Source organism: Dietzia kunjamensis (assembly GCF_045689975.1).
Lineage (GTDB): Bacteria > Actinomycetota > Actinomycetes > Mycobacteriales > Mycobacteriaceae > Dietzia > Dietzia kunjamensis.
Genome location: NZ_CP143297.1, coordinates 3,431,844 through 3,452,349 on the forward strand (window position 1 = coordinate 3,431,844; position 20,506 = coordinate 3,452,349).

The 20,506-nt window shown below is 70.5% G+C and carries 23 protein-coding genes and 1 pseudogene; 12 read left to right on the top strand and 12 right to left on the bottom strand.

Going from position 1 to position 20,506, the window contains the following annotated elements; genetic code table 11:
- Positions 1 to 3: 3 nt before the first annotated feature.
- Positions 4 to 1,359 carry a lipase family protein gene (locus VZF99_RS16100; RefSeq protein WP_407335346.1) on the top strand — a complete coding sequence of 452 codons (1,356 nt, stop codon included), beginning with the start codon at positions 4 to 6 and terminating at the stop codon, positions 1,357 to 1,359.
- Between the two features lie 46 nt (positions 1,360 to 1,405).
- On the opposite strand, the gene VZF99_RS16105 is transcribed toward VZF99_RS16100, so the two are convergent.
- Positions 1,406 to 1,840, bottom strand: a complete 435-nt coding sequence (locus VZF99_RS16105) for a nuclear transport factor 2 family protein (RefSeq protein WP_407335347.1) — start codon at positions 1,838 to 1,840, stop codon at positions 1,406 to 1,408.
- 24 nt (positions 1,841 to 1,864) lie between these two features.
- On the opposite strand from VZF99_RS16105, the gene VZF99_RS16110 reads away from it, so the two are divergent.
- From VZF99_RS16110 to VZF99_RS16120, 3 genes are read left to right on the top strand one after another with little or no spacing between them, the layout of a single operon-like run.
- A complete protein-coding gene (locus VZF99_RS16110; protein WP_407335348.1) occupies positions 1,865 to 2,395 on the top strand; it encodes a nuclear transport factor 2 family protein in 531 nt (176 codons plus the stop codon).
- Positions 2,392 to 3,288 (top strand): SDR family NAD(P)-dependent oxidoreductase, encoded by an 897-nt coding sequence (locus VZF99_RS16115; protein WP_407335349.1) that lies wholly within the window; start codon positions 2,392 to 2,394, stop codon positions 3,286 to 3,288. Before VZF99_RS16110 ends, VZF99_RS16115 begins: the two co-directional genes overlap by 4 nt.
- A gap of 2 nt (positions 3,289 to 3,290) precedes the next feature.
- The gene (locus tag VZF99_RS16120; protein WP_269529299.1) at positions 3,291 to 3,716 is read left to right on the top strand and encodes a hypothetical protein; all 426 of its coding nucleotides are present in this window, start codon (positions 3,291 to 3,293) and stop codon (positions 3,714 to 3,716) included.
- Positions 3,717 to 3,870: 154 nt separating this feature from the next.
- Here the strand turns inward: VZF99_RS16120 and VZF99_RS16125 are convergent, their stop codons facing one another.
- Together VZF99_RS16125 and VZF99_RS16130 are read right to left on the bottom strand one after the other, a co-directional pair.
- Positions 3,871 to 6,900 (bottom strand): leucine--tRNA ligase, encoded by a 3,030-nt coding sequence (locus VZF99_RS16125; RefSeq protein ID WP_407335350.1) that lies wholly within the window; start codon positions 6,898 to 6,900, stop codon positions 3,871 to 3,873.
- Between the two features lie 122 nt (positions 6,901 to 7,022).
- Entirely contained in the window at positions 7,023 to 7,217 is a 195-nt protein-coding gene (locus VZF99_RS16130) for a hypothetical protein (protein WP_259820792.1), read from the bottom strand.
- A gap of 116 nt (positions 7,218 to 7,333) precedes the next feature.
- Between VZF99_RS16130 and VZF99_RS16135 the strand changes: the two genes are divergently transcribed.
- From VZF99_RS16135 to VZF99_RS16145, 3 genes are all read left to right on the top strand, one after another.
- Entirely contained in the window at positions 7,334 to 7,843 is a 510-nt protein-coding gene (locus tag VZF99_RS16135) for a MarR family transcriptional regulator (protein ID WP_313312930.1), read from the top strand.
- Positions 7,840 to 8,433 carry an SdpI family protein gene (locus tag VZF99_RS16140; protein WP_407335351.1) on the top strand — a complete coding sequence of 198 codons (594 nt, stop codon included), beginning with the start codon at positions 7,840 to 7,842 and terminating at the stop codon, positions 8,431 to 8,433. Before VZF99_RS16135 ends, VZF99_RS16140 begins: the two co-directional genes overlap by 4 nt.
- Positions 8,434 to 8,549: 116 nt before the next feature.
- Positions 8,550 to 9,119 carry a hemerythrin domain-containing protein gene (locus VZF99_RS16145; RefSeq protein WP_159147710.1) on the top strand — a complete coding sequence of 190 codons (570 nt, stop codon included), beginning with the start codon at positions 8,550 to 8,552 and terminating at the stop codon, positions 9,117 to 9,119.
- Between the two features lie 60 nt (positions 9,120 to 9,179).
- Here the strand turns inward: VZF99_RS16145 and VZF99_RS16150 are convergent, their stop codons facing one another.
- Complete coding sequence (locus VZF99_RS16150; RefSeq protein WP_120285641.1) at positions 9,180 to 9,551, bottom strand: hypothetical protein; 372 nt, start codon at positions 9,549 to 9,551, stop codon at positions 9,180 to 9,182.
- The gene (locus VZF99_RS16155; protein WP_154831006.1) at positions 9,548 to 9,958 is read right to left on the bottom strand and encodes a YidH family protein; all 411 of its coding nucleotides are present in this window, start codon (positions 9,956 to 9,958) and stop codon (positions 9,548 to 9,550) included. The genes VZF99_RS16150 and VZF99_RS16155 overlap by 4 nt, the downstream gene beginning before the upstream one ends.
- A gap of 68 nt (positions 9,959 to 10,026) precedes the next feature.
- Between VZF99_RS16155 and VZF99_RS16160 the strand changes: the two genes are divergently transcribed.
- A complete protein-coding gene (locus tag VZF99_RS16160) occupies positions 10,027 to 11,025 on the top strand; it encodes a bile acid:sodium symporter family protein (protein ID WP_154831007.1) in 999 nt (332 codons plus the stop codon).
- A 33-nt stretch (positions 11,026 to 11,058) separates the two neighbouring features.
- Here VZF99_RS16160 and VZF99_RS16165 read toward each other — a convergent pair whose 3' ends face one another.
- The 3 genes and pseudogenes from VZF99_RS16165 to VZF99_RS16175 form a co-directional block, all read right to left on the bottom strand.
- Entirely contained in the window at positions 11,059 to 11,631 is a 573-nt protein-coding gene (locus tag VZF99_RS16165) for a VanZ family protein (RefSeq protein WP_407335352.1), read from the bottom strand.
- A gap of 84 nt (positions 11,632 to 11,715) precedes the next feature.
- Positions 11,716 to 12,569, bottom strand: a pseudogene (locus VZF99_RS16170) (alpha/beta fold hydrolase).
- 4 nt (positions 12,570 to 12,573) lie between these two features.
- Positions 12,574 to 13,272, bottom strand: a complete 699-nt coding sequence (locus tag VZF99_RS16175; protein ID WP_407335353.1) for a type 1 glutamine amidotransferase domain-containing protein — start codon at positions 13,270 to 13,272, stop codon at positions 12,574 to 12,576.
- 913 nt (positions 13,273 to 14,185) lie between these two features.
- Between VZF99_RS16175 and VZF99_RS16180 the strand changes: the two genes are divergently transcribed.
- Together VZF99_RS16180 and VZF99_RS16185 are read left to right on the top strand one after the other, a co-directional pair.
- Entirely contained in the window at positions 14,186 to 14,515 is a 330-nt protein-coding gene (locus VZF99_RS16180) for a hypothetical protein (protein ID WP_407335354.1), read from the top strand.
- A 121-nt stretch (positions 14,516 to 14,636) separates the two neighbouring features.
- Positions 14,637 to 15,194 carry a GNAT family N-acetyltransferase gene (locus VZF99_RS16185; RefSeq protein WP_407335355.1) on the top strand — a complete coding sequence of 186 codons (558 nt, stop codon included), beginning with the start codon at positions 14,637 to 14,639 and terminating at the stop codon, positions 15,192 to 15,194.
- A gap of 627 nt (positions 15,195 to 15,821) precedes the next feature.
- Here the strand turns inward: VZF99_RS16185 and VZF99_RS16190 are convergent.
- Positions 15,822 to 16,274 (bottom strand): MarR family winged helix-turn-helix transcriptional regulator, encoded by a 453-nt coding sequence (locus tag VZF99_RS16190; RefSeq protein WP_235027764.1) that lies wholly within the window; start codon positions 16,272 to 16,274, stop codon positions 15,822 to 15,824.
- A 72-nt stretch (positions 16,275 to 16,346) separates the two neighbouring features.
- Here VZF99_RS16190 and VZF99_RS16195 point away from each other — a divergent pair, with 72 nt between their 5' ends.
- Positions 16,347 to 17,591, top strand: a complete 1,245-nt coding sequence (locus tag VZF99_RS16195; protein WP_407335356.1) for a cytochrome P450 — start codon at positions 16,347 to 16,349, stop codon at positions 17,589 to 17,591.
- A gap of 22 nt (positions 17,592 to 17,613) precedes the next feature.
- On the opposite strand, the gene VZF99_RS16200 is transcribed toward VZF99_RS16195, so the two are convergent.
- Both VZF99_RS16200 and VZF99_RS16205 read right to left on the bottom strand, forming a co-directional pair.
- Entirely contained in the window at positions 17,614 to 17,898 is a 285-nt protein-coding gene (locus VZF99_RS16200; protein ID WP_067720244.1) for a branched-chain amino acid transporter permease, read from the bottom strand.
- Positions 17,899 to 17,945: 47 nt separating this feature from the next.
- Positions 17,946 to 18,650 carry an AzlC family ABC transporter permease gene (locus VZF99_RS16205; RefSeq protein ID WP_407335357.1) on the bottom strand — a complete coding sequence of 235 codons (705 nt, stop codon included), beginning with the start codon at positions 18,648 to 18,650 and terminating at the stop codon, positions 17,946 to 17,948.
- Between the two features lie 84 nt (positions 18,651 to 18,734).
- Between VZF99_RS16205 and VZF99_RS16210 the strand changes: the two genes are divergently transcribed.
- The gene (locus VZF99_RS16210) at positions 18,735 to 19,166 is read left to right on the top strand and encodes a VOC family protein (protein WP_185952135.1); all 432 of its coding nucleotides are present in this window, start codon (positions 18,735 to 18,737) and stop codon (positions 19,164 to 19,166) included.
- A gap of 44 nt (positions 19,167 to 19,210) precedes the next feature.
- Here VZF99_RS16210 and VZF99_RS16215 read toward each other — a convergent pair whose 3' ends face one another.
- Positions 19,211 to 20,458 (bottom strand): MFS transporter, encoded by a 1,248-nt coding sequence (locus VZF99_RS16215; RefSeq protein WP_407335358.1) that lies wholly within the window; start codon positions 20,456 to 20,458, stop codon positions 19,211 to 19,213.
- Positions 20,459 to 20,506 lie beyond the last annotated feature (48 nt).

Genomic DNA, 20,506 nt, shown 5'->3' on the forward strand with positions numbered 1-20,506 from the left:
TTCGTGAGAACACCGTCCAGCCGGCGCACACCATCCGGACCCTCCACCGTCGCCGCAGCGCTCGCGCTGGGCGTCGCGGTCGCCCTGGCCCCCGCCCTGGCCCCTGTCGGCGCGCCCGAGGCCGCCGCCCAGGGGTCGTCGACCGCGCCGGATCGCACCGCGTTCTACGTCCCGCCGGCCGAGCTTCCCGCCGACCCGGGCGCGATCATCCGCACCCAGCCGATGACCATCACTCCGAGCCTGCCCGATGTGATGAACGGCGGTGCACTGCCCGCCGACGCCCAGCGGATCATGTACCGCTCCACCGGCGCCGCGGGCGGACCGATCGCCGTCACCGGCACGTTCCTGCAGCCCAAGGCACCCTGGACCGGCCCCGGGCCGCGCCCGCTCGCGGTGGTCACGCCCGGAACGCAGGGGCAGGGCGACCAGTGCGCGCCGTCGCGCTCCATGGAGGTGGGCCTGGGTATCCAGACCGCGCCCCCGTCGATGGCCGCCGGGTACGCGATCATCGACGCGCTCACGATGGTGATGGAAGGCTTCGCCGTCGTCGTCACCGACTACGAGGGGCTCGGCACGCCCGGCCACCACCCGTACGTCAACCGCGACTCCCAGGGCCGGTCGGCCCTCGACGCCGCCCGCGCGGCGGTGCGGCTTCCCGGCACGGACCTCGCGCCCGACTCCAAGACCGTGATCAGCGGCTACTCGCAGGGCGGTGGCGCCGCCGCCGCGGCCGGGGAGATGCAGCCGGACTACGCACCCGACGTGAACCTGGTCGGCATCGCGGCCGGGGCGCCGCCGTCCGACATGCTCGGCACGCTCGACCGCGTGGACGGCGGACTGCTCACCGGCGCGGTGGGGTACGCGATCAACGGCATCCTGCAGGTCCACCCCGAGCTGCGGCCGGCGTTCGACCGACATCTCAACGCCGAGGGGCAGCGCATGCTCGAGGTGACCGCCAACCAGTGCGTCGCCGAGACCGCCTTCACCTACGGCCTGAAGCGCACGAACGAGTTCACCGTGGACGGCCGCTCGCTCGGCGACGCCGCCCGCTCGGAGCCGGAGATCGTCCGGGTGCTCGAGGGCTACAACCTGGGCAGGGTCGCGCCGGCGGTGCCTGCGCTGGTCATGATCGGCAGGAACGACGACGTCGTGCCGCACCACACGGCCGTGGACCTCGTCCGCGACTGGTGCGAACAGGGCACCACCGTGGAGCTGCGGACGGCCGAGGTGCCGTCGATCGCCCCCGGCCTGGTGATCGACCACGCCATCCCGATGCTCTCCGAGCGGTCCACGAACGCCCGCTACCTCCTGGACCGCGTCCTCGACCGCCCGGCGCCGAGTTCCTGCGGGACCGTCTGAGGCGGCCGGCGCGAACCGGGCCGGGCCGGGGCGGGCCCGCCCCGGCTCAGGGCAGGTTGTGGTGGAACGCCTGCTGCTGGCTGAGGCGGGAAATCCGCCAGCCGTCGCCCATACGGACGAAGTCGAGCACGTACCAGAGCCCGTAGAAGAACACCTGCTGGTCCTTCTCCTCCACCGGCTTCAGTGCCATCGGGTTGAAGCACATGCAGCGCCCGGTGGCCGAGTCGCCGTCCAGGCTCACCTCGAGGTTGCCCATGAGGTGCTGTGTGGCGGCGAAGATCGGCAGCATCTCGGCCAGCCAGGCCCGCACCGCCGGGTAGTCGTCCTCCGGGCCGCCGGACGCGGCGTAGCTCACGCGGGCGTCCGGCGTGAACACCCGGTCCAACCCGTCGAAGTCGCGCGAATCGATGCAGGTCGCGTACCTGGTCATGAGGTCCTGCAGGTCCCAGCGATCGGATAGTTCGACCAGTGTTCGGCTCATGCTCCCTACGCTAACGTGAGCCCTATGCAGTACGAGGAGGAAGTCCGCGCCCGCGAGGCGATCGAGCAGCTCAAGTACCGGTACTGGCGGGCCTGTGACGCCAAGGATCCCGAGGGCTTCCGGTCCTGCTTCGTGGCCTCCGGCGGGGTGCTGGACTTCGGCCCCCTCGGGCGGACCGACCCGGACACGATGGTCGGGATCTTCCGTCAGATCGCGCTCGCGACCGCCTCCGACGGCGGCCCGCGAATCCTCGACATGCACCACGGCTTCATGCCGTCGATCGTCGTGGAGGGCGGCGGACCGAGCAGCCCACCGCGGCGCGCCAGGGGGACCTGGACCCTGCAATTCCGCCAGGTGGACCGGGACAAGGGCACCGAGACGCTCTCCACCGGCGAGTACTCGGATGCGTATGTCATCGAGGATGGCCGCTGGGTGATGGCCGAGTGCCTGTTCACCCCGGGCTGGTCGGTCACCCGCACCCTCGACGAGGCCACCGTGACCTACCCCGAGGTCCACACCGTCCCGGGTGCCGCCACCGCCGGAGCGGACTCGTGAGCGCCCGCGTCGCCCTGGTGACCGGTGGCAGCCGCGGAGTAGGCCGCGGTGTGGCCACCGCCCTCGCGCAGGCCGGGTGGACGGTCTACGTCACCGGACGCTCCGCCGAGCGGCTGCAGGGCACGGTCGACGCGGCGCCCGGCGCCCCGGGCGAGATCCGCCCGCTCGAATGCGACCACTCCCGGGATGACGAGATCCTCGCCGTCATCGCCCGGATCGCCGAGCAGGCCGGACGCCTGGACCTGCTGGTCAACAACGTGTGGACCAACCCCAAGGGCTTCATGGGGTTCAACGGCAAGTTCTGGGAGCGGCCCGCCGGCGACTGGGACGCCCTCATGGGCGTCGGACTGCGCGCGCACTACGTCGCCAGCTGCGAGGCCGCCAAGTTCATGGTGCCGCAGGGCTCCGGGCTGATGGTGAACATCTCGTCCTTCGGCTCGCGGGCACCGTTCCACACCGTGCTCTACGGGATGAGCAAGACCGCCCTCGACAAGATGGCCTCCGACATGGCGCACGAACTCGCCGGCACCGGGGTCTCCACCCTCTCGCTGTGGTTGGGCCTCATCCGCACGGAACTGCTGCTGTCGCTGGGGATGGACGACTTCAACGGCTTCCCACTGGACCGCGCCGAGGACCCCACCTTCGTCGGACGGGTCATCGCCGCCCTCGCCGAGGACCCCGAGCTGTCGCGGATGAGCGGCTCCACCGTCATCACCGCCGAGTACGGGCGCGAGAAGGGGATAAGGAACGACGACGGCGAGGTCCCCCTGTCGCACCGCGGAGCGTTCGGCGGGGGTCCGCTCTTCCCGCCGGTGACGGACGAGCAGCTGGGTCTGGACACGGTGGACGAGGTGGCCGCGGCGGGCGGTCACAACGGGTTCGGCGGGCGGTAGGGATGACGTCCGGCGACCACGGGGACCGCAGCGACGGCGGGGACCACAGCGCCCACGGGGACTTCGACGACCCACTCGAACGCCTCGAGCGGAACGAGCGGCAGGCCAATCAGGCCTTCCGGTACGTGCTGCTGTCGATCGTCGCGATCGTGGTCCTGGCGACGGTGATCGTGATGCTGGAGGGCGGCATTGACGAGGAGTGCACGGACGAGGGGGCGCTGTGTATGACCGCCGACCGCGTCGAGGTGGTCGTCCTGCCGCTGCTGCTGTCGGTCATCCTGGCGGTGACGGCGGGCGTGACGACCTACCGGCGGTGGCAGCAGCGCATCCGGTGGCGGCCGTGGCTGTTCGCGACCTACGCGATGTGGATGGTCACCACGGCGTACCTCATCGTCTCCTCTTCGGCGGTGTTCGTCCGGGCCGGCTGAGGGCGGCCACTTCCCCGGAGACCCCGCCCACGCACGACATCCGCTACCCGGATTCCGGATCGGCTACCCGCACGGGAGTAGCGGATCCGGAATCCGGATAGCGGATCCGGGGCCGGGGCCGGATCTGGGGCCGGGGCCAGAACAGGGGCCGGACTCAGGGGACGATGTTGACCATCTTGCCCGGCACCACGATGACCTTCTTCGGCGCCGCGCCACCGAGGTTCTCCTGCACCTTCGCGTCGGCCAGAGCCGCCGCCTCGACGTCGGCGGGCGAGGCGTCGGCGGGGACCGTGATGCGCGAGCGCACCTTGCCCTTGATCTGCACCGGGTACTCGACGGAGTCCTCGACCAGGTAGGACTCGTCGTGCTCGGGGAACGGCCCGTGGGCGAGCGACCCGGTGTGCCCGAGCCGCGACCACAGTTCCTCGGCCAGGTGCGGGGCGACGGGCGCCACCATGAGCACCAGCGGCTCGACGACCGAGCGCGGCGCGCCCGGCCCCTCGGTCGGGTACGTCTTGGTCAGGGTGTTGACGTACTCGATGAGCTTGGCGATGGCGGTGTTGTCGCGCAGGCCGGCGAAGTCGTCGCGGACCCCGGCGATGGTCTTGTGCAGCGCCTTGAGCACGTCCTCGCCCGGCGCGCCGTCCGCCGGCTCGGTGTCGGTGACGCGGACCTCGCCGGTGTTCTCGTCGATCACCACGCGCCACAGCCGCTGCAGGAAGCGGTGCGCGCCCACGACGTCCTTGGTGGCCCAGGGCCGGGAGGTGTCGAGCGGGCCCATGGACATCTCGTACACACGCAGGGTGTCGGCGCCGTAGGAGTCGCAGATCTCGTCCGGGGAGACGGAGTTCTTGAGCGACTTGCCCATCTTCCCGTACTCCTGGAACACCTCGATCTCGGCGGCGCCGGCAGAGGTGTCGGTCCAGTAGAACTTCCCGTCGCGCTCGGTCACCTCGGCCGCCGGCACGTAGACGCCACGGGCGTCGGTGTAGGCGAAGGCCTGGATGTAGCCCTGGTTGTACAGGCGTCGGTAGGGCTCCTCGCTGGTGACGTGGCCAAGGTCAAACAGCACCTTGTGCCAGAAGCGGGAGTAGAGCAGGTGCAGCACCGCGTGCTCGACGCCGCCGACGTAGAGGTCGACGCCGCCCGGGTCGTTCGCGCCGTGGGTCTCGGGCCGGGGCCCGGTCCAGTAGCGCTCGTTCTCCAGTGCGCACAGCTGCTCGGAGTTGGTGGGGTCGATGTAGCGCAGCTGGTACCAGCTCGAGCCGGCCCAGTTGGGCATGACGTTGGCGTCGCGGGTGTAGGTCTGCAGGCCGTCCCCGAGGTCGAGCTCGACGGTCATCCAGTCGGTGGCCTTGGCCAGCGGCGGGGACGGCACGGAGTCGGCGTCGTCGGGGTCGAACGAGACGGGCTTGTAGTCCTCGACCTCGGGCAGCTCGACGGGCAGCAGCTCGTCGGGCAGGGCGTGGGGCACACCGTCGGAGTCGTAGACCACCGGGAACGGCTCGCCCCAGTAGCGCTGGCGGGCGAACAGCCAGTCGCGCAGCTTGTACTGGATGGTGCCCTCGCCGGTGCCCTGGCCCTCGAGCCACGCGATGGTGGCGGCCTTGGCCTCGTCCACGGCCAACCCGTCGAGCACCAGCCCGCCGGAGTTGGTGGAGTTCACGGCCACGCCGTCGCCGGTGAAGGCCTCGGCCTGCACGTCGATCTCCGAGCCGTCCGCCGGCGCCACGACCTGCACGATGGGCAGTCCGAAGGCTCCTGCGAACTCGTGGTCGCGGGCGTCGTGGCCGGGCACGGCCATGATCGCGCCGGTGCCGTAGCCCATGAGCACGTAGTCGGCGACGAACACGGGGATCTGCTCGCCGTTGACCGGGTTGATGGCGTGGGCGCCGAGGAAGACGCCGGTCTTCTCCTTGTTCTCCTGGCGTTCCAGGTCGGTCTTCTGCGCTGCGCGCCGGCGGTACTCCACCACGGCCTCGGCGGGCGAGGAGTGGCCGCCGGTCCAGCGCTCGTCGAGCCCGCCCCCGGCGCCCGCACCGGCCGCGCCGGACTCCGGCCAGAACGGGCCGGCCAGCTCGTCGACCAGCGGATGCTCGGGCGACAGGACCATGTAGGTGGCGCCGAAGAGAGTGTCGGGGCGGGTGGTGAACACCTCGATGGACTGGTCCGCCACGGCGAAGCGGACGCGGGCGCCCTGCGAGCGGCCGATCCAGTTGCGCTGCATAGACTTGACCTTGTCGGTCCAGTCGAGGCGGTCGAGATCGTCGACCAGTCGGTCGGCGTACGCGGTGATCCGCATCATCCACTGGCTCAGGTTCTTGCGGAAGACGGGGAAGTTTCCGCGCTCGGAGCGGCCCTCGGCGGTGACCTCCTCGTTGGCCAGCACGGTGCCCAGCCCGGGGCACCAGTTGACCGTGGAGTCGGAGAGGTACACCAGCCGGTGGGCGTCGAGGACCTTCTCCTGCTCGGCGCGTGAGAGCTCGGCCCAGTCGCGTCCGGCGTGGTCGCCCGGCAGGGGGCGGGCACCGGAGACGAACTGCTCGACCAGCTCGGCGATGGGCCGGGCGCGGCCGGTGCGGGTGGGGTGCTCGCCGCCGTCGATCGCGCGGGCGGGGGCCTCGGGGTCGTACCAGGAGCCGTGGATCTGCAGGAAGATCCACTGGGTCCAGCGGTAGAAGTCGGTGTCGGTGGTGGCGAACACGCGGCGGCGGTCGTGGCCCAGGCCGAGGCGGCCGAGCTGGCGCTCCATGTTGGCGATGTTGGCCTCGGTGGTCACGCGCGGGTGCTGGCCGGTCTGGACGGCGTACTGCTCGGCGGGCAGGCCGAACGCGTCGTAGCCCAGGGTGTGCAGGACGTTCGTGCCGAGCATGCGGTGGTAGCGGGCGAAGACGTCGGTGGCGATGTACCCGAGGGGGTGCCCGACGTGCAGCCCGGCGCCCGACGGGTAGGGGAACATGTCCTGGACGAAGAGCTTGTCCTCGGGCGGGGCGGCGCCGTCCGGGTCGGCGAGGGGGCCGACGGGGTTCGGGGCCTCGAACGTGCCGCGCTCGGCCCATTCGGTCTGCCAGCGCGACTCGATCTCCCCGGCCAACCCGGCTCCGTAGCGGTGGGCCGGTCCGGTGTCGGACTGCGGTCCGGTCTCGGACTGCACGCCGGTGACGGTCTGGTCGCTGCTGCTCACGGTTGTCTGCTCTCCCTGGTATCGCCGGTGCCCACACGCAGGCGGTGTCCAGCCTAAACCCTGGGGCGGGTCGGGCCGCGTCAGCGTGTGGGCACCGCCCCGTCGGCCGAGGGCGGGGCTGATCAGCCCCTGGCGGCGCGACGCCCGGCGATGAGGGCGTCGAGGCTGTAGCGTCCGGTGCCGACAAGACCGAACACGGCGACGGTCAGGCCGATCACGGCGACGAGCTCCCAGCCACCGTCGGCGGCGTAGATGCCGGCGGCCTTGTGGACGTAGGCGTAGGCACCGACCATGACGACGACGACGAGGACGGCCACCGCCTGGGTGAGTGGTGGCGGTCGTGGTCGGCATGCGACTCCCTCAGTAGATGATGTGACACACATTCTTTGCCGGGCTCTATGTGTTGTGTCAACTAACCGGGTACGCTGGGTGCATGGTCGAACAGGTTCAGGACGTGCGATGGTTGGACGACGAGGAGAAGGCGCTGTGGCGTGATTACCTCGCCATCCAGGGACGCCTGCATCTGGAGATCCAGCGCGACCTCAAGACCTCGTCGAGCCTCACGGAGCCCGAGTTCGAGGTGCTGGTCTACCTCAGCGAGGCCGACGGTCCGCTGCGGATGACCGCGCTCGCCGACGCGTTGCAGTGGGAGCGCAGCCGCCTGTCCCACCAGGTCACCCGGATGGTCAAGCGCGGACTCGTGGAGCGCACCAGCTGCCCCGACGACGGCCGCGGGGCGTTCGTGTCCACCACCGACGAGGGCATGGCCGAGATCGAGAAGGCCGCGCCCGATCACGTCGCCACGGTGCGGCGGGAGTTCCTCGACCGCCTCAGCGCGAAGGACAAGCGCGAACTCGCCCGGCTGCTCGCCCTGGTCCGGGGTCCCGGCGGGGCTGAGGCGAATCGGAGATCCGACGTCGCGGGCGTACCCTCGGTGGCGTGAACGCAGTGCTCGTGGTGGTCATGGTGCTCCTCGTGGGGCTCGCCCTCGTGCTCGCGGGCACGGGTGTCGCGGCGCTCGTCGGCAGACTGCCCGGCAACGGCGCCCTGGGCGTACGCACCCCGGAGACCCGCCGCTCCCCCGAGGCCTGGGAACTCGCCAACCGCGCCGCCGCACCGTCGTTCCTCGGCGCCGGTCTCGTCCTGCTGCTCGGTGCGCTCGCCCTGGGACTGATCGGCGGATGGGTCGGCGGCCTCGTCGTCGTCGTCTCCCTCGTCGCCTCCCTCGCCCTGCTCAGCGTCGCCGGCCTCGCCGGGGCACGCGCGGCGGCCAGATGGGACGCCACATCCGGCGACCAGGGCGGCTGTGGCTGCGGCCCCGACGGCTGCGGCGGCCACTCCGCCGGCGCAACCGACCCCGCCGACACCGACGCCTCCACCTGCGGTGACGCGGGCTCCTCCCCCGACGGCGCCGCCTCCTGCTCCCCCGCCGACTCCACGCCCGGCGACCCCGCCGCGGACTGCGGCGTGACCGGCGGCTGCGGCACCTGCGTCCTGCAGGGCATGTGCGAGACGGAGAGCACGCGCCCCTGACCCGGCTGCCGAGCAGGCCCCCGGCTCCTCCGGTGGCCGTCGGTCCGGTGGCCGTCGCGCACCGCCGCCTCTACGGTCGAAAGGTCCATCCGTCTCACACCGCGAAGGAGAGCCTCATGGCCGACACCGCAGCCGCCGGGGACGTCGTCGACATCCTCACCGCCGACCACCGCGAGATGGTCGGCCTGCTCGAGATGATCGAGAACACCGCCGACGCCGAGGAACGCCGCTCGCTGGCCGACTCCGCCATCGCCGAGGTCGTGCGCCACTCCGTGGCCGAGGAACTGTTCGTCTACCCCGTCTACGAGCGCGAGGTCCCGGGCGGCACCGACGAGGTCGAACACGACAAGGAAGAGCACCAGGAACTCGAAGAGGTGATGAAGGAGCTCGAGGGCCTGGACGCCGGGAGCGCCGAGTTCATCGCCACCGTGAAGCGGTTCAAGGAACTCCTCGACCACCACGCCGACGACGAGGAGGCGGACCAGTTCCCCAAGATGCGGAAGCACATCTCCGCCGAGGACCTGGTCGACCTGGGCCGCAAGGTCGAGGCCGCCAAGAAGATCGCCCCCACCCGGCCGCACCCCGGCTCACCGCACTCCGAGCTGTTCCACATGACCCTGGGACCCGGCGTCGGCATGGTCGACCGCCTCCGCGACGCACTGAGCGGGCGGGCCAAGAACACCTGACACCTCCGCTCCCGGCCCCGGCGACCACCCGCGCGGGGCCGGGCCGCGCGCTCTCAGCTGCTAGTTCGACAGGCTGACCAGCACGGCGACCAGGCCGCAGGTGGCCATCACGACGACCAACACCACCAGACCGACGTTGTGGTCCGCCCGAGTCTGCGGCACCTCGGCCCCGCGGACGAAGCGCCCGACTCGCCGCTCGTGGTGACGCTGCACCCGGAGCAGCGCCAGCAGCGGGACCACGGTGAGCAACGAGAACACCGACGCCCAGAACACCGACGTCTCCGCCACCAGCTTGGCGATGAGGATGATGTTCACGCCCACCACGGCCCACGTCCGCGCCCACGACAGGCTGGTGCGCTCGGCGGCCAGTCCCGCGTCGGGCGGCACCGCCCGCGGTTCCACCCCGATCCGCCGCTGCCGGGGCGTGCTCATGCGAAGGTGCCGCCCAGGATCGCCACGATGAGCAGGACCGCGCCGATCGAGATCCCCAACACCAACAGGATGGATGCCTGCGGCATGGGCAGCGGCCGCTGGTGACGCATCGAGGCCTCGATCCGGATCCACCGCCGGAACGCCACGATCGCGAGGACCGCCGCCAGCACCAGCAGGATGCAGGCCAGCGGCGTGCGGACGATCTCGGGGATCTCGTCCCCCGCGAAGGCCTCCATCGCCACGGCGCCCGCCGTCAACCCGAGGCTGGTGCGGATCCAGGCCAGGAAGGTGCGCTCGTTGGCGAGCGTGAACCGGGGGTCCGGTTCCTCGCCGTCCCGCAACGCCCTGGGCCGCCACCCCTCCGGGGCCTGTCCGGTCTGTCCGGCCTGTCCGGCCTGTCCGGTCATCGCCTGCGCTCCGTCATGGTGCCGAGCCTATCGGCCGGCCCCCGCCGCCCTGGTGGTGGAATAGGCGGATGGGCATTCTGCGTCGTCTCCGGATCGAGCCGTTCATCCTGGCGATCCTGGCGGCGGTGGTGGTCGCCGCGTTCCTGCCCGCCACCGGTGGCGCGGCCGACGCGCTCGACTGGGTGACGACGATCGGCATCGCCGTGCTGTTCTTCCTCTACGGCGCGCGCCTCGAGCCCCGGGAGCTGGTGGTCGGCCTCACGCACTGGCGGCTCCACTCGGTCGTGCTCGCCTCGACGTATCTCCTGTTCCCGCTCCTCGGCCTGCTCGGCCAGTGGCTCCTCACGCCCGTGCTCGGCGCCTCCCTGGCCGCCGGGTTCCTGTTCCTCACGCTGGTCCCGTCGACCGTCCAGTCGTCCATCACCTTCGTGGCGATCGCCCGCGGGCACGTCAGCGCGGCGGTGGTGTCGGCGTCGGTGTCCAACCTGCTGGGTGTGGTGATCACTCCCCTGCTGGTCTTCGCCCTGATGACCACCGACGGGTCCGTGGTCATCACGTGGGACTCGGTCGGCACGATCGCCCTGCAGCTGCTCCTGCCGTTCGTGGTGGGCCAGCTCCTGCGGACCTGGGTCCTGCCGGTCATCCGCAGGATCAAGCGGATCGCCCTGTTCGACAAGACCGTCATCGTGCTGGTGGTCTACGCGGCGTTCTCCGACGGGGTCGCCGACGGGATCTGGTCGACGATCGGCGCCGCCGAGCTGGCCTGGCTGATCGTCGCGTGCTGCGTGCTGCTCGCGGTAGTGCTGGGTCTGACCGAACTCGCCTCCCGGGCCCTGGGTTTCGAGGACCGGGACAAGCGCGTCGTGCAGTTCTGCGGGTCCAAGAAGTCGCTGGCCACGGGGTTGCCGATGGCGGCCGTGCTGTTCGTCGGCCAGCCGATCGGGCTCCTGGTCCTGCCGCTGATGCTGTTCCACCAGATCCAGTTGATCGTGTGCGCGTGGCTGGCCGGCCGGTACGGGCGGGCCGCAGACACTGGCACCGACACCGACCGCGGCGCGGGAGCGTAGGAGGCTCCGGGGGCGCGACGACCCCTCCGCGGGTCACCGCGCCGGTGACCTGCCCGGCCCCAGCTCCACCACCGCGGCGGGGTCGCCCAGGCGCGGACCGAGGACGACCAGAACGGCGAACACCGCAGCGGTGGTGAGCGCGAGACCGATCCACAGTGGGTGGAGGCGCGGGCCGCAGGCGCGCGCGATGAGGGCGCCGACCAGCGCCCCGGCGGTATTGGACAGCAGGTCCGTGACGTCGGAGTGTCCCAGGGCGAGGACGTACTGGAGGACCTCGACCGTCGCGCTGATCGCCGCTCCGGTGACGACGACGACCCGGACCGCCCTGGCCCGGCTCTCCAGCAGGATGTACAGGAGCACCCCGAGCGGCACGAAGAAGGCCAGGTTGCCGAGCGCGTCGAACACCGGGCCGAACCAGGTCTGGGCGTCCCGGAACTGGGCGAACGGTACCCATTCGACCGAGCGGCCGCGCTGGGATTCCGGTCGCCACAGCAGCCCGATCACGAAGAAGGCCTTGAGCATGGTCAGCGCCACCACCACGGCGCCGTAGGCGACCACGGCGAGCGCGGCCCAGCCTCGGACCTTCGACTCTGTCGGTTGCGTCACGGGCACAATCCTCACACGGGCCCCGGCAACGGCGGCGGTCCCGGGTCCGGCCGGGACCGCGAGCCCCGGGCGCTCTGGGCCCGGTCAGCCCCGGTGGGCGTCGAGGAATGCCCGGAGTGCCGCGGCGACCTCGGCCGGGCGTTCCTCCGGCGCGAAGTGGCCACAGTTCTCGATGAGGTGCAGTTCGCTGCCGGGGATCGCGGTGTGGAGTCGGTGCGCCCAGTCGGTGACCTGCCAGGTGTCGTCGGCGCCCCAGACCAGCTGCACCGGGATCCGACCGAGCCTGTCCAGCTGGTCGGAGATCTCCAGCGTGTGGCGCGGGTCGTAGTACGCGACCTGGTGCCGGAAGCTCGGTTGGCCGATCGGCCCGCTGATGAGGTCGACGTACACGTCGAGCGCGGCGGGGTCGAAGTTCGCCGGGTCGCTGTGCGTCGACAGCAGCCAGTCCCGGAAGTGGGCCCGGTGCTCGGCGTCCGGCGTGCGGGCCAGCTCGTCAAGCCCGTCGGCCATCTGTTCCCGGGTCCGCTCGGAGGGGTAGCTGTCGAAACTCACCACGTCGATGAGGGTCAGGGACCGCAGGCGCCCGGTCGACTGCACGCCGAAGCGTTGCGCGATCCCGCCGCCGATGTCGTGGGCCACCAGGTGGAACGTGTCGAGTCCCCACTCCCCAACAGCCCCTCGAGGACGGCGACCTGACCGGTGATCGACGTGTCGACGTCGGGGTTCCGCGGCCGCTCCGACAGCCCGTATCCGAGGAGGTCGAAGACGTGTACGCGGTACCCGGCCTCGGTGAGGACGGGCACCACGTCGCGCCAGATGTACGACGACGAGGGCGTTCCGTGGAGAAAGACCACGGGTTCGCCCTCGCCGTGTACGCCGAACGAGATCCGGTGGCCGTCGACGACGGCGTGCTGGTCGACGATATGGCTCACCGGCACGGAGTCATCCCAGGTCGGAGACCATCCGCTTGGCCAGTTCCTCGGAGGACTGGGGGTTCTGACCCGTGTAGACGTTGCGGTCCACCACCACGTGCGTTCCCCACGGCTCGGCGGCCGAGGAGTACTCGGCGCCCAGCTCGACGAGCTTGTCCTCGAGCAGCCACGGCGCGTTCTCGGCCAGGCCGACCTGCTCCTCCTCGACGTTGGAGAACCCGGTCATCTTGTATCCCGCGAAGGGAGACGACCCCCCGTCATCGGTCGCCGCGAGGACGGCCGCCGGGGCGTGGCACAGCAGCGCAACGGGCTTCTCCGCGCGGACGCGTTCGGTGAGGATCGCGCCCGAGGTCGCGTCCGTGGCGAGATCTTCCATCGGGCCGTGGCCGCCCGGGTAGAACACGACGTCGAACTCGTTGTGGTTGACGGAGGCCAGGTCGGCCGGGGAGTTCAGGACGGGTGCGAGCCGGTCGAGCGAGGCCTTCACCTTGTTCAGGGTCTCGGGGTCGCCGGCGCCTTCGCCGAGGCTTGCCTGGTCGACGGTGGGAGCGCGCCCACCCGGGGTCGCGACGGTGACGGACCAGCCGGCGTCGGTGAACACCTCGTACGGGGCCACGAACTCTTCGGCCCAGAACCCGGTGGGATGCTCCGACCCGTCCTTGAGGGTCCAGTGGTCGGCGGCGGACATGATCATCAGTACGTTAGCCATGCCGCGACAGTACGGATCTCGGGGCGACTCGCAACTGGTCGCTGCCTATCAGTGCGGGTCGAATTCGACTGTGATCCCGGTCACGTGCCCGTGCCTTCTCACACATTTGTGATGTCACCGCGATTCACTTGCGGATCGCCGTTACCTGCGGGTTCGCTTCATTCCCCGATTTAGGCGACATATCAGCAGGTCACAGGACTATTCGCCGGCCTGTCTCGTTAGTGAGGAAAACGTTGAGGCACCGCCGACACAGTCTTAATGTTCACGCCGCATGAGCTGAGGGGTTCAGCATCCGCCCGGACGAATGGCGCACGGGCATACGACTCGAGGAGGGGCACCCATGCGTCCGACACGCCCGCCACTCGCTCGCTCCATGTCGCTCATGGTTCTCGCCGGCCTGGCCCTGCTCGGGTTCTCGGCAGGAGCGGGAGCGGCCTGGCTCTCCGCGGGGACGGCGACAGCCACAGCGGCTGGGCCGGTGGCGTCCTCGGTGCAGCAGTCCGGCCTCACATCAGCCGCGCCCTCCCCTACCTCGACGCAGCCTTCGTCCCCCACCTCGGCGACCTCGACCGCGCCGGTGAGCAGCGAGCGCCTGCCTTCGCCGAAACGCGAGTCGTCGCCGGCCCGCCCGGCCGCCGCGCACGCGCCGGTCACGCCAGCCCGGCCGCCAGTCGTCCGGGTGCCGGTGCACGCCGCGCAGCCGGCCGCTCCGGCCCCGTACCGGCCCGCACCGGCGCCCGCTCCGGCCCCAGCGCCAGCGCCTTCACCAGCGCCACCGGCCCCCGAAACCATCACCATCGACCTCGGCGGACGGGGGGAGATCATCCCCCAGCCACCGATCGCACCCAGACAGCTCAATATCCCCTGACGCCGAACACGTCAGGTCCACCCACCAAGAGAAAGAAGATCACTCATGCTCGCAGCAGCCACCGCCATCTCCGGAATGATCATCTCCGCCCTGATGGCTCTCGGCCCCATCGCAGCACCTGTCGTCGGCGCCGCGATGGCGGCCGGCCCAGTCGCCACCGCTGGGACCGCGATCGCTGGCATCGCCGGCACTGGCGCTGCAGCAGGCGGTTCAGCCGCCCTGGGTGCAGGTGCAGGTGCCATCGGAGCCAGTCCCCACGCCGCTGTCGGTGTGCAGAACGGAATCACCGATGCGCTCAACCAGGCGAAGGACGCCGCTGCCGGGTCCGTCAACAACCTGAACCTCCCGGGCGTTCCGCACATCTCGTTCAATTGAATCGGTACGCCAAGCGGCCAGCCGAACAGCGCAGGCCCCGCACCCCGCGTGGCTGATCTCCTCGCCGCCCTCCCCCCCGCGAATGTTGGGTCTGGGAGGGCGGCGGTGCTTCAATAACCCGATGACCAGCGTGACCTACCTCCAGCAGACCGACGCCGACCACCTGCGTCCCGCTGGCCGTGCGGAGCTGACCATCTCCCGCGTCTTCCCCGCCGAGCCGTCGTTCAACTCGCGGATGTACCGCGAGATCGGCGGCGACTGGAACTGGATCGATCGGTTGGAGTGGGCAGAGGGCGACTGGGCTTCGTACTGCTCCGACCCGTGCGTCAGCACGTTGCGCGCGACCCGGGGCGGCGAGGTCGTCGGGTTCGCCGAACTCCGCATGAGCCCCTGCGACGAGACCACCGGCCCAGTCTTCAACAACTCCGTCGGCGTCGGGGACGACGGCGTCGACGTGGAGATCGTCTACTTCGGCCTGCTCCCCCGATTCGCCGGCCGCGGCCTGGGCGGATGGTTCCTCTCCGAGGTCTGCCGCATCGCCTGGAACGTGCCCGGGTGCCGCCGGGTGTGGCTGCACACCTGCGACGACGACTCCCCCGCCGCCGTCCCCAACTACCTCTCCCGCGGGTTCGTCGAATACGCCCGCGCGGACACCGGCTGCGCTACCTGCTCCGCCTAATTCGCTGTCACCGAGGCCGAGTGCACCCGTTACCCGCACACGTCTGCCCATTACCCAACTGCACCGGGACCTCCGGGCCACCCGGACCCGGGATCACGTTGCCCGCCTCATCGCAGAGCACGTCATAGTTGCAGGTATAGGGCACATCCACTGTCGGGACCGCATCGGGGTCGGGGAATTCTGCTCCGCTCGGATACCGACACACAATCCCATCGCACACCGGGGTGTTCGCTTCACGTTCCTCATTGAGAGTGGCGTCATGGACCGACTGACAGTAGTCGGAGTAGCCCGTTATCGTTCCGTCAGACCAGTAGGTCTCGACAGGACCCAGCCCCATCTGACAATCGACGATGTAGGGCTGCGCGGCAGGCACCTCTGCCGACGACTCAACCCGGGCCTCGTCAGCCGGGCCCCCTTCTCCCTCACGCTCTTCCACCGGTTCAGCGCTCGTGGTGGTGGTCCGTGAACTAGTGCTCGATGACTGCGTCGTCGTATCGTCCGGCGCGTTGTCGGCGGCTCCGCAGGCGGTAAGTAGCAGTGCGGAGGCCAGCGCAATCACGATGCGTCGATTACTCATCGAGTAAGCATCGTCGACATCCGCGGCCCCAGGGTCGGATTCGACTGAAACTACTGCTCGGGGAGCCGACTCAGCGCCCGCCCGCTCATCCGGGAGACCAGCTTCTCGGACACCGCGCCGAACGCCTGCAGCTCGTCGTCGTCGAATCCTTCGAACAACCACTCGGCGAGTCCGACGCGCGCGGTCACCACCTCATCCACGATCCGGCGTGACTTCTCCGTCAGGTTGACCAGCCGCACCCGCCGGTCGTCCGGTGGCATCGTGCGCTCCACGTGCCCGCTGGCCACGAGGCCGTCCACCAGCGCGGTCACCTGGCGCGGCGAGCAGTCGAGATAGGTGGCGAGTTCCACCTGCTTGCACTCGCCCTGCAGACCCAGGACGAACAGCAGCTCGAGCCGCGGCACCGTCAGGTCGTAGTTCGCCGCCGCGCGCGCAATCGATCCCGACATCTGCTCCGCCAACATCAGAGCGCGGTCGAGAATCTCACTCGAGGATAATGCCACGTGTATATAGTTACCACTATTCACGGTTTCATCCCCGCCGGACCCGGCGGGCGACCAGCCCCAGGAGACACCATGGACGTCACCATCCCGGCAGGCTTCGACTTCACCGACCCCGACCTGTTCTCCAAGCGGCTCCCCCACGACGAGTGGCGCCAGCTCCGGCAGTCCGAACCGATCCACCGCGTCGACAAGCGCGCGGGCTCCGACGGGTTCGACGACGACCACTACTGGCTGGTCACCAAGCATGCCGACGTCAAGGAGATCTCGCGCCTGACCGGGGAGGTGTTCTCCGCCGGCGAGAACACGATGATCCCGCGGTTCGCCGAGGGAACCGACCGATCGATCATCGAGGCCCAGCGGTCGATGCTCGTCAACGAGGACGGCGAGATCCACAAGAAGCACCGGCGGATCATCTCCCGCGGGTTCACCCCCCGGGGCGTGGCCGGCATGCGCGACGAGCTCGCCGACCGGGCACGCAAGATCGTCACCGCCGCCGCCGAGTCGAACGCCGACGACTTCGTCACCGCCATCGCCTCCGAGCTGCCCCTCCAGGCGATCGCCGACCTGCTGGGTGTGCCGCAGGAGGACCGCCACAAGATCTTCGAGTGGTCCAACATCATGACCAGCTACGACGCCGGCGGCGACCCCGACGCTCCCGCCATCGCGTCCATGGAGCTCATCGGGTACGCGAACGCCATGGCCGAGGACCGCGCCGCCAACCCGCGCGACGACATCGTGACCAAGCTCGTCCAGGCCGACGTCGACGGCGAACATCTCTCCGCCGAGGAGTTCGGGTGGTTCGTCACCCTCCTGGCCGTGGCCGGCAACGAGACCACCCGCAACGCCACCACCCACGGCATGGTCGCCATGCTCGAGCACCCCGAGCAGTGGGAACTGTTCAAGCGCGAGCGGCCCGAGACCGCCTACGACGAGATCCTGCGGTGGGCCTCGCCGATCACCCAGTTCCAGCGCACCGCCATGGAGGACACCGAGATCGGAGGCGTGTCGATCGCGAAGGGCGACCGCGTCCTGATCTGCTACGGCTCCGCGAACTTCGACGAGGAGGTCTTCGACGACCCCTTCAGCTTCAACATCCTGCGTGATCCGAACCCGCACGTCACCTTCGGTGGCCAGGGCCCGCACTACTGCCTCGGCGCCAACCTCGCGAAGATGCAGCTCGAGCTGATCTTCAACGCCGTCGCCGACTACTTCCCGGACCTGACCGCGCTCGGCGACCCCACGCGGCTCCGGTCGGGGTGGCTCAACGGCCTGACCGAGTGGAAGGTCGACCTGGGTAAGTGCCCGGTGGTCCACTGAGCGGCAGGCGGGGCCGGCAGGCTCACACCAGCAGGGTCTGCAGCAGCATGTAGGTCGCGGTCCCCAGCACGATGCTCGCCGCGGCCCGTCGAAACGCCAGGTGCACAGCCAGAGTGAGCCCCAACGCGACGGCCGCCGGCACCCACGAGCCGAGCTCGGTGGTCGTGTCCCGCAGGGTGTAGACCACCAGCACGACCATCACGCCGGCGGGCATCGTGCGGCCCAGATAGCGGACGACGCCGGAATCGCGCAGCCGGGTCAGCGCCAGGAACGGTGCGGCCCGCAGCGCGAGCGTCACGAGGAACATCACGCCCAGCCCGGCGAGCAGGTAGGCGGTCCCGGGCACCGCGGCGGTCACGCGGCATCCCGTCCGGTGCGCGCGGCCCAGACGTAGCGCAGCAACAGCACTACGACGAACGCGCACAGGCCCACGATGAGCATCTGACCGGGCGCGACCACCGCCGCGACCAGGCCGCAGACCAGGCCGATCACCGGCGCCGGCAGGTCTCCCGAGGACCGCCACGCGTCCACCGCAAGCACGGCGAACAGGGCGGTCAGCGCGAACTGCAGCCCGTCCAGTCCTTCCGGCAACGCGGATCCCACGAGCGCACCGACGATGCCCGGCACCACCCACAGCGACTGGCAGGTGATCGCGATGGTCAGCGTCCGGGCGCCGGTCATCTCCACGCGCCGCTTGGTGGCGGTGATCGCGTACACCTCGTCGGTGAGGGCGTAGACGGCATAGAGTCGGCCGAGCCGAGAGCGGATGGATTCGATCGGGAAGCTCAGCCCGTAGAAGACGTGCCGGAAGTTCACCAGGAATGCCGCGGCGGCCAGCGAGTACAGGGGAGTGACCGCGGTGAGCAGGCCGATCGCGAGGAACTCCATGGAGCCGGCGTAGATGACGATCGAGAACACCGGCGCCCACCACCAGTCGAACCCGGCCTGCGTCATCAGCACCCCGAACGCCAGACCGAGCGGGACGAGTCCCAGCCCGACGGTCGAGCAGTCGGCAAGACCCTTGCGGATCTCTGCGCTGGTGGAGGGGGCGTGCGGCACGCCGGGCAGTCTAGCCAGCCACGATTTGGCATCACCCCCGTCGGAGCCCTTCCGCGCTCGCGCCGGTCGGCGCAGACTCGGGGCATGAGCGCACACCAGCCCGGGACCCAGCCCGCTCCCACCGTGTGGCACTGCTTCCGGTGCTCGGACGCCCGCGCCGTCATCGACTGGTTGGTCGAGGCACTGGGTTTCGTCGAGACCGTCTCCCATGCCGAGGACGGCCGCATCGTGCACGCCGAACTGCTGTGGCCCGAGGGTGGCGGCATCATGCTCGGTGACCAACGGCCGGGGCCGGATGATCCCCATGCGATGCCGCCGGGAACCGGGTTGGCCTACGTGGTCACCGCCGACGCGGATGTCGTCTACGAGCGCGCCCGGGCGGCGGGCGCCGAGATCGTCATGGAGCTCCACGACACCGACTACGGGGATCACACCTTCTCCGCCCGCGACCCGGAGGGCAACGTGTGGTCGGTGGGGCAGTACCGAGGCGAACCCCTGCCGGCCGGGACGTCCTGACTCAGCGGCCGTCGGGCCAGGCCCGGCCCGCGGACAGCCCCTCGTCAGACCCGCACGACGTCTGCGCGCGGCACCAGCGGGATCGCCACCGCGGCGACCACCGCCGCGCCCGCGAACACCGGCCAGTAGCCGACCGCCTCGATCACGGCAGCGACCAGGGGAGTGGACGCCGCGATCGCCACGAACTGCGCGGTGTTCTGCACGCCCAGCGCGCGCCCGCTCCACCGCGGGCCGGCGTATTCGGCGACGGCGGTGAACGCCAGGCCGTTGTCGGACACCGAGAGCACGGTCGCGACCACGCCGAGCGTCACGGCCACCACCCCGGGGGCTCCCAGCGCCTCGGCCACAGCGAGGGCTGCCAGGCCGCCGGTGACCGAGATCGCCACAGCGCGAAGGGGTCTCATCCGCGACCCGACGCGGTCCGACACCGCGCCGGCCACGATCCTGGCGACCGCCCCGAGCACCTGACTCGCCGTCACCACGATTCCCGCGGAGACCGCCGACCAGCCGTGCCCCAGCACGAGCCACGCCAGCAGGAACGCCTGCAGCATGCCCTGCGGCAGGACGAGGAGCACCGACGCGCCGTGCACCCGGGCCAGGTAGTCCGAGCCGCGGTACGGCGACCCGTCCGCCGGGGGACGGGTCGCTGACGCCGTGCCGGTCACCGCGGGAACCGCGGCGCTCGGCGCCGACGGGGGAGCAGCCAGGTGGCCAGGCGGGTCGGTGACGACGACGAGGGCCGCGACCGCCGAGACCACGGCCATGACCAGGGGTACCGCGAAGGCCGCGGCCAATCCGTACGACTGCGCGAGGAGCGGCAAGGTCATGGCCGCGACGGCGGATCCGGCAGGCTGCGACATCTGCCGGACTCCCATGGCGAGCCCGCGGCGGTGGGCCGGGAACCAGTTGACGACCAGCCGCCCGCTCGCGGAGTTCCCCGAGGCGGTGAAGGCGCCGGTGACCAGCAACAGGATCGCCAGCAACGTGAACGAGTCGACGAACAGTGCGGCTGCCAGGGCGAGCGCGGCACCGACCGAGCCGGAGACCAGGACCAGCTTCTCGCTCGTCCGGTCGACGAGCCAGCCCCAGGCGATCAGCGCCGTGGCCATGCCCACCAGCGGCATCGCGACCAGCACCCCGGCCCGCGAGAGCGACAGCCCCTCGACGGTCGTGAGGTGGGGGAGCAGGAAGCCCACGCCGACGACGAACGCCGAGCCCGACGCGGCGACGAACGTGGCGACCGCCAGCACCAGCCAGTGCCGCGGGGTCACCGCGGTCGACTCATGCTTCACCGTCTCCACCTGCACGAGCCTAGACTCGATCCCACAAACTAGAAACTG

Coding starts and splice junctions, on each gene's coding strand:
- VZF99_RS16180 (WP_407335354.1), top strand. CDS start 14,186: ATGCTCGCAGCAGCCACCGCCATCTCCGGAATGATCATCTCCGCCCTG.
- VZF99_RS16110 (WP_407335348.1), top strand. CDS start 1,865: ATGCAGTACGAGGAGGAAGTCCGCGCCCGCGAGGCGATCGAGCAGCTC.
- VZF99_RS16155 (WP_154831006.1), bottom strand. CDS start 9,958: ATGACCGGACAGGCCGGACAGGCCGGACAGACCGGACAGGCCCCGGAG.
- VZF99_RS16185 (WP_407335355.1), top strand. CDS start 14,637: ATGACCAGCGTGACCTACCTCCAGCAGACCGACGCCGACCACCTGCGT.
- VZF99_RS16120 (WP_269529299.1), top strand. CDS start 3,291: ATGACGTCCGGCGACCACGGGGACCGCAGCGACGGCGGGGACCACAGC.
- VZF99_RS16175 (WP_407335353.1), bottom strand. CDS start 13,272: ATGGCTAACGTACTGATGATCATGTCCGCCGCCGACCACTGGACCCTC.
- VZF99_RS16160 (WP_154831007.1), top strand. CDS start 10,027: ATGGGCATTCTGCGTCGTCTCCGGATCGAGCCGTTCATCCTGGCGATC.
- VZF99_RS16145 (WP_159147710.1), top strand. CDS start 8,550: ATGGCCGACACCGCAGCCGCCGGGGACGTCGTCGACATCCTCACCGCC.
- VZF99_RS16200 (WP_067720244.1), bottom strand. CDS start 17,898: ATGTTCCTCGTGACGCTCGCGCTGCGGGCCGCACCGTTCCTGGCGCTG.
- VZF99_RS16195 (WP_407335356.1), top strand. CDS start 16,347: ATGGACGTCACCATCCCGGCAGGCTTCGACTTCACCGACCCCGACCTG.
- VZF99_RS16150 (WP_120285641.1), bottom strand. CDS start 9,551: ATGAGCACGCCCCGGCAGCGGCGGATCGGGGTGGAACCGCGGGCGGTG.
- VZF99_RS16135 (WP_313312930.1), top strand. CDS start 7,334: ATGGTCGAACAGGTTCAGGACGTGCGATGGTTGGACGACGAGGAGAAG.
- VZF99_RS16210 (WP_185952135.1), top strand. CDS start 18,735: ATGAGCGCACACCAGCCCGGGACCCAGCCCGCTCCCACCGTGTGGCAC.
- VZF99_RS16105 (WP_407335347.1), bottom strand. CDS start 1,840: ATGAGCCGAACACTGGTCGAACTATCCGATCGCTGGGACCTGCAGGAC.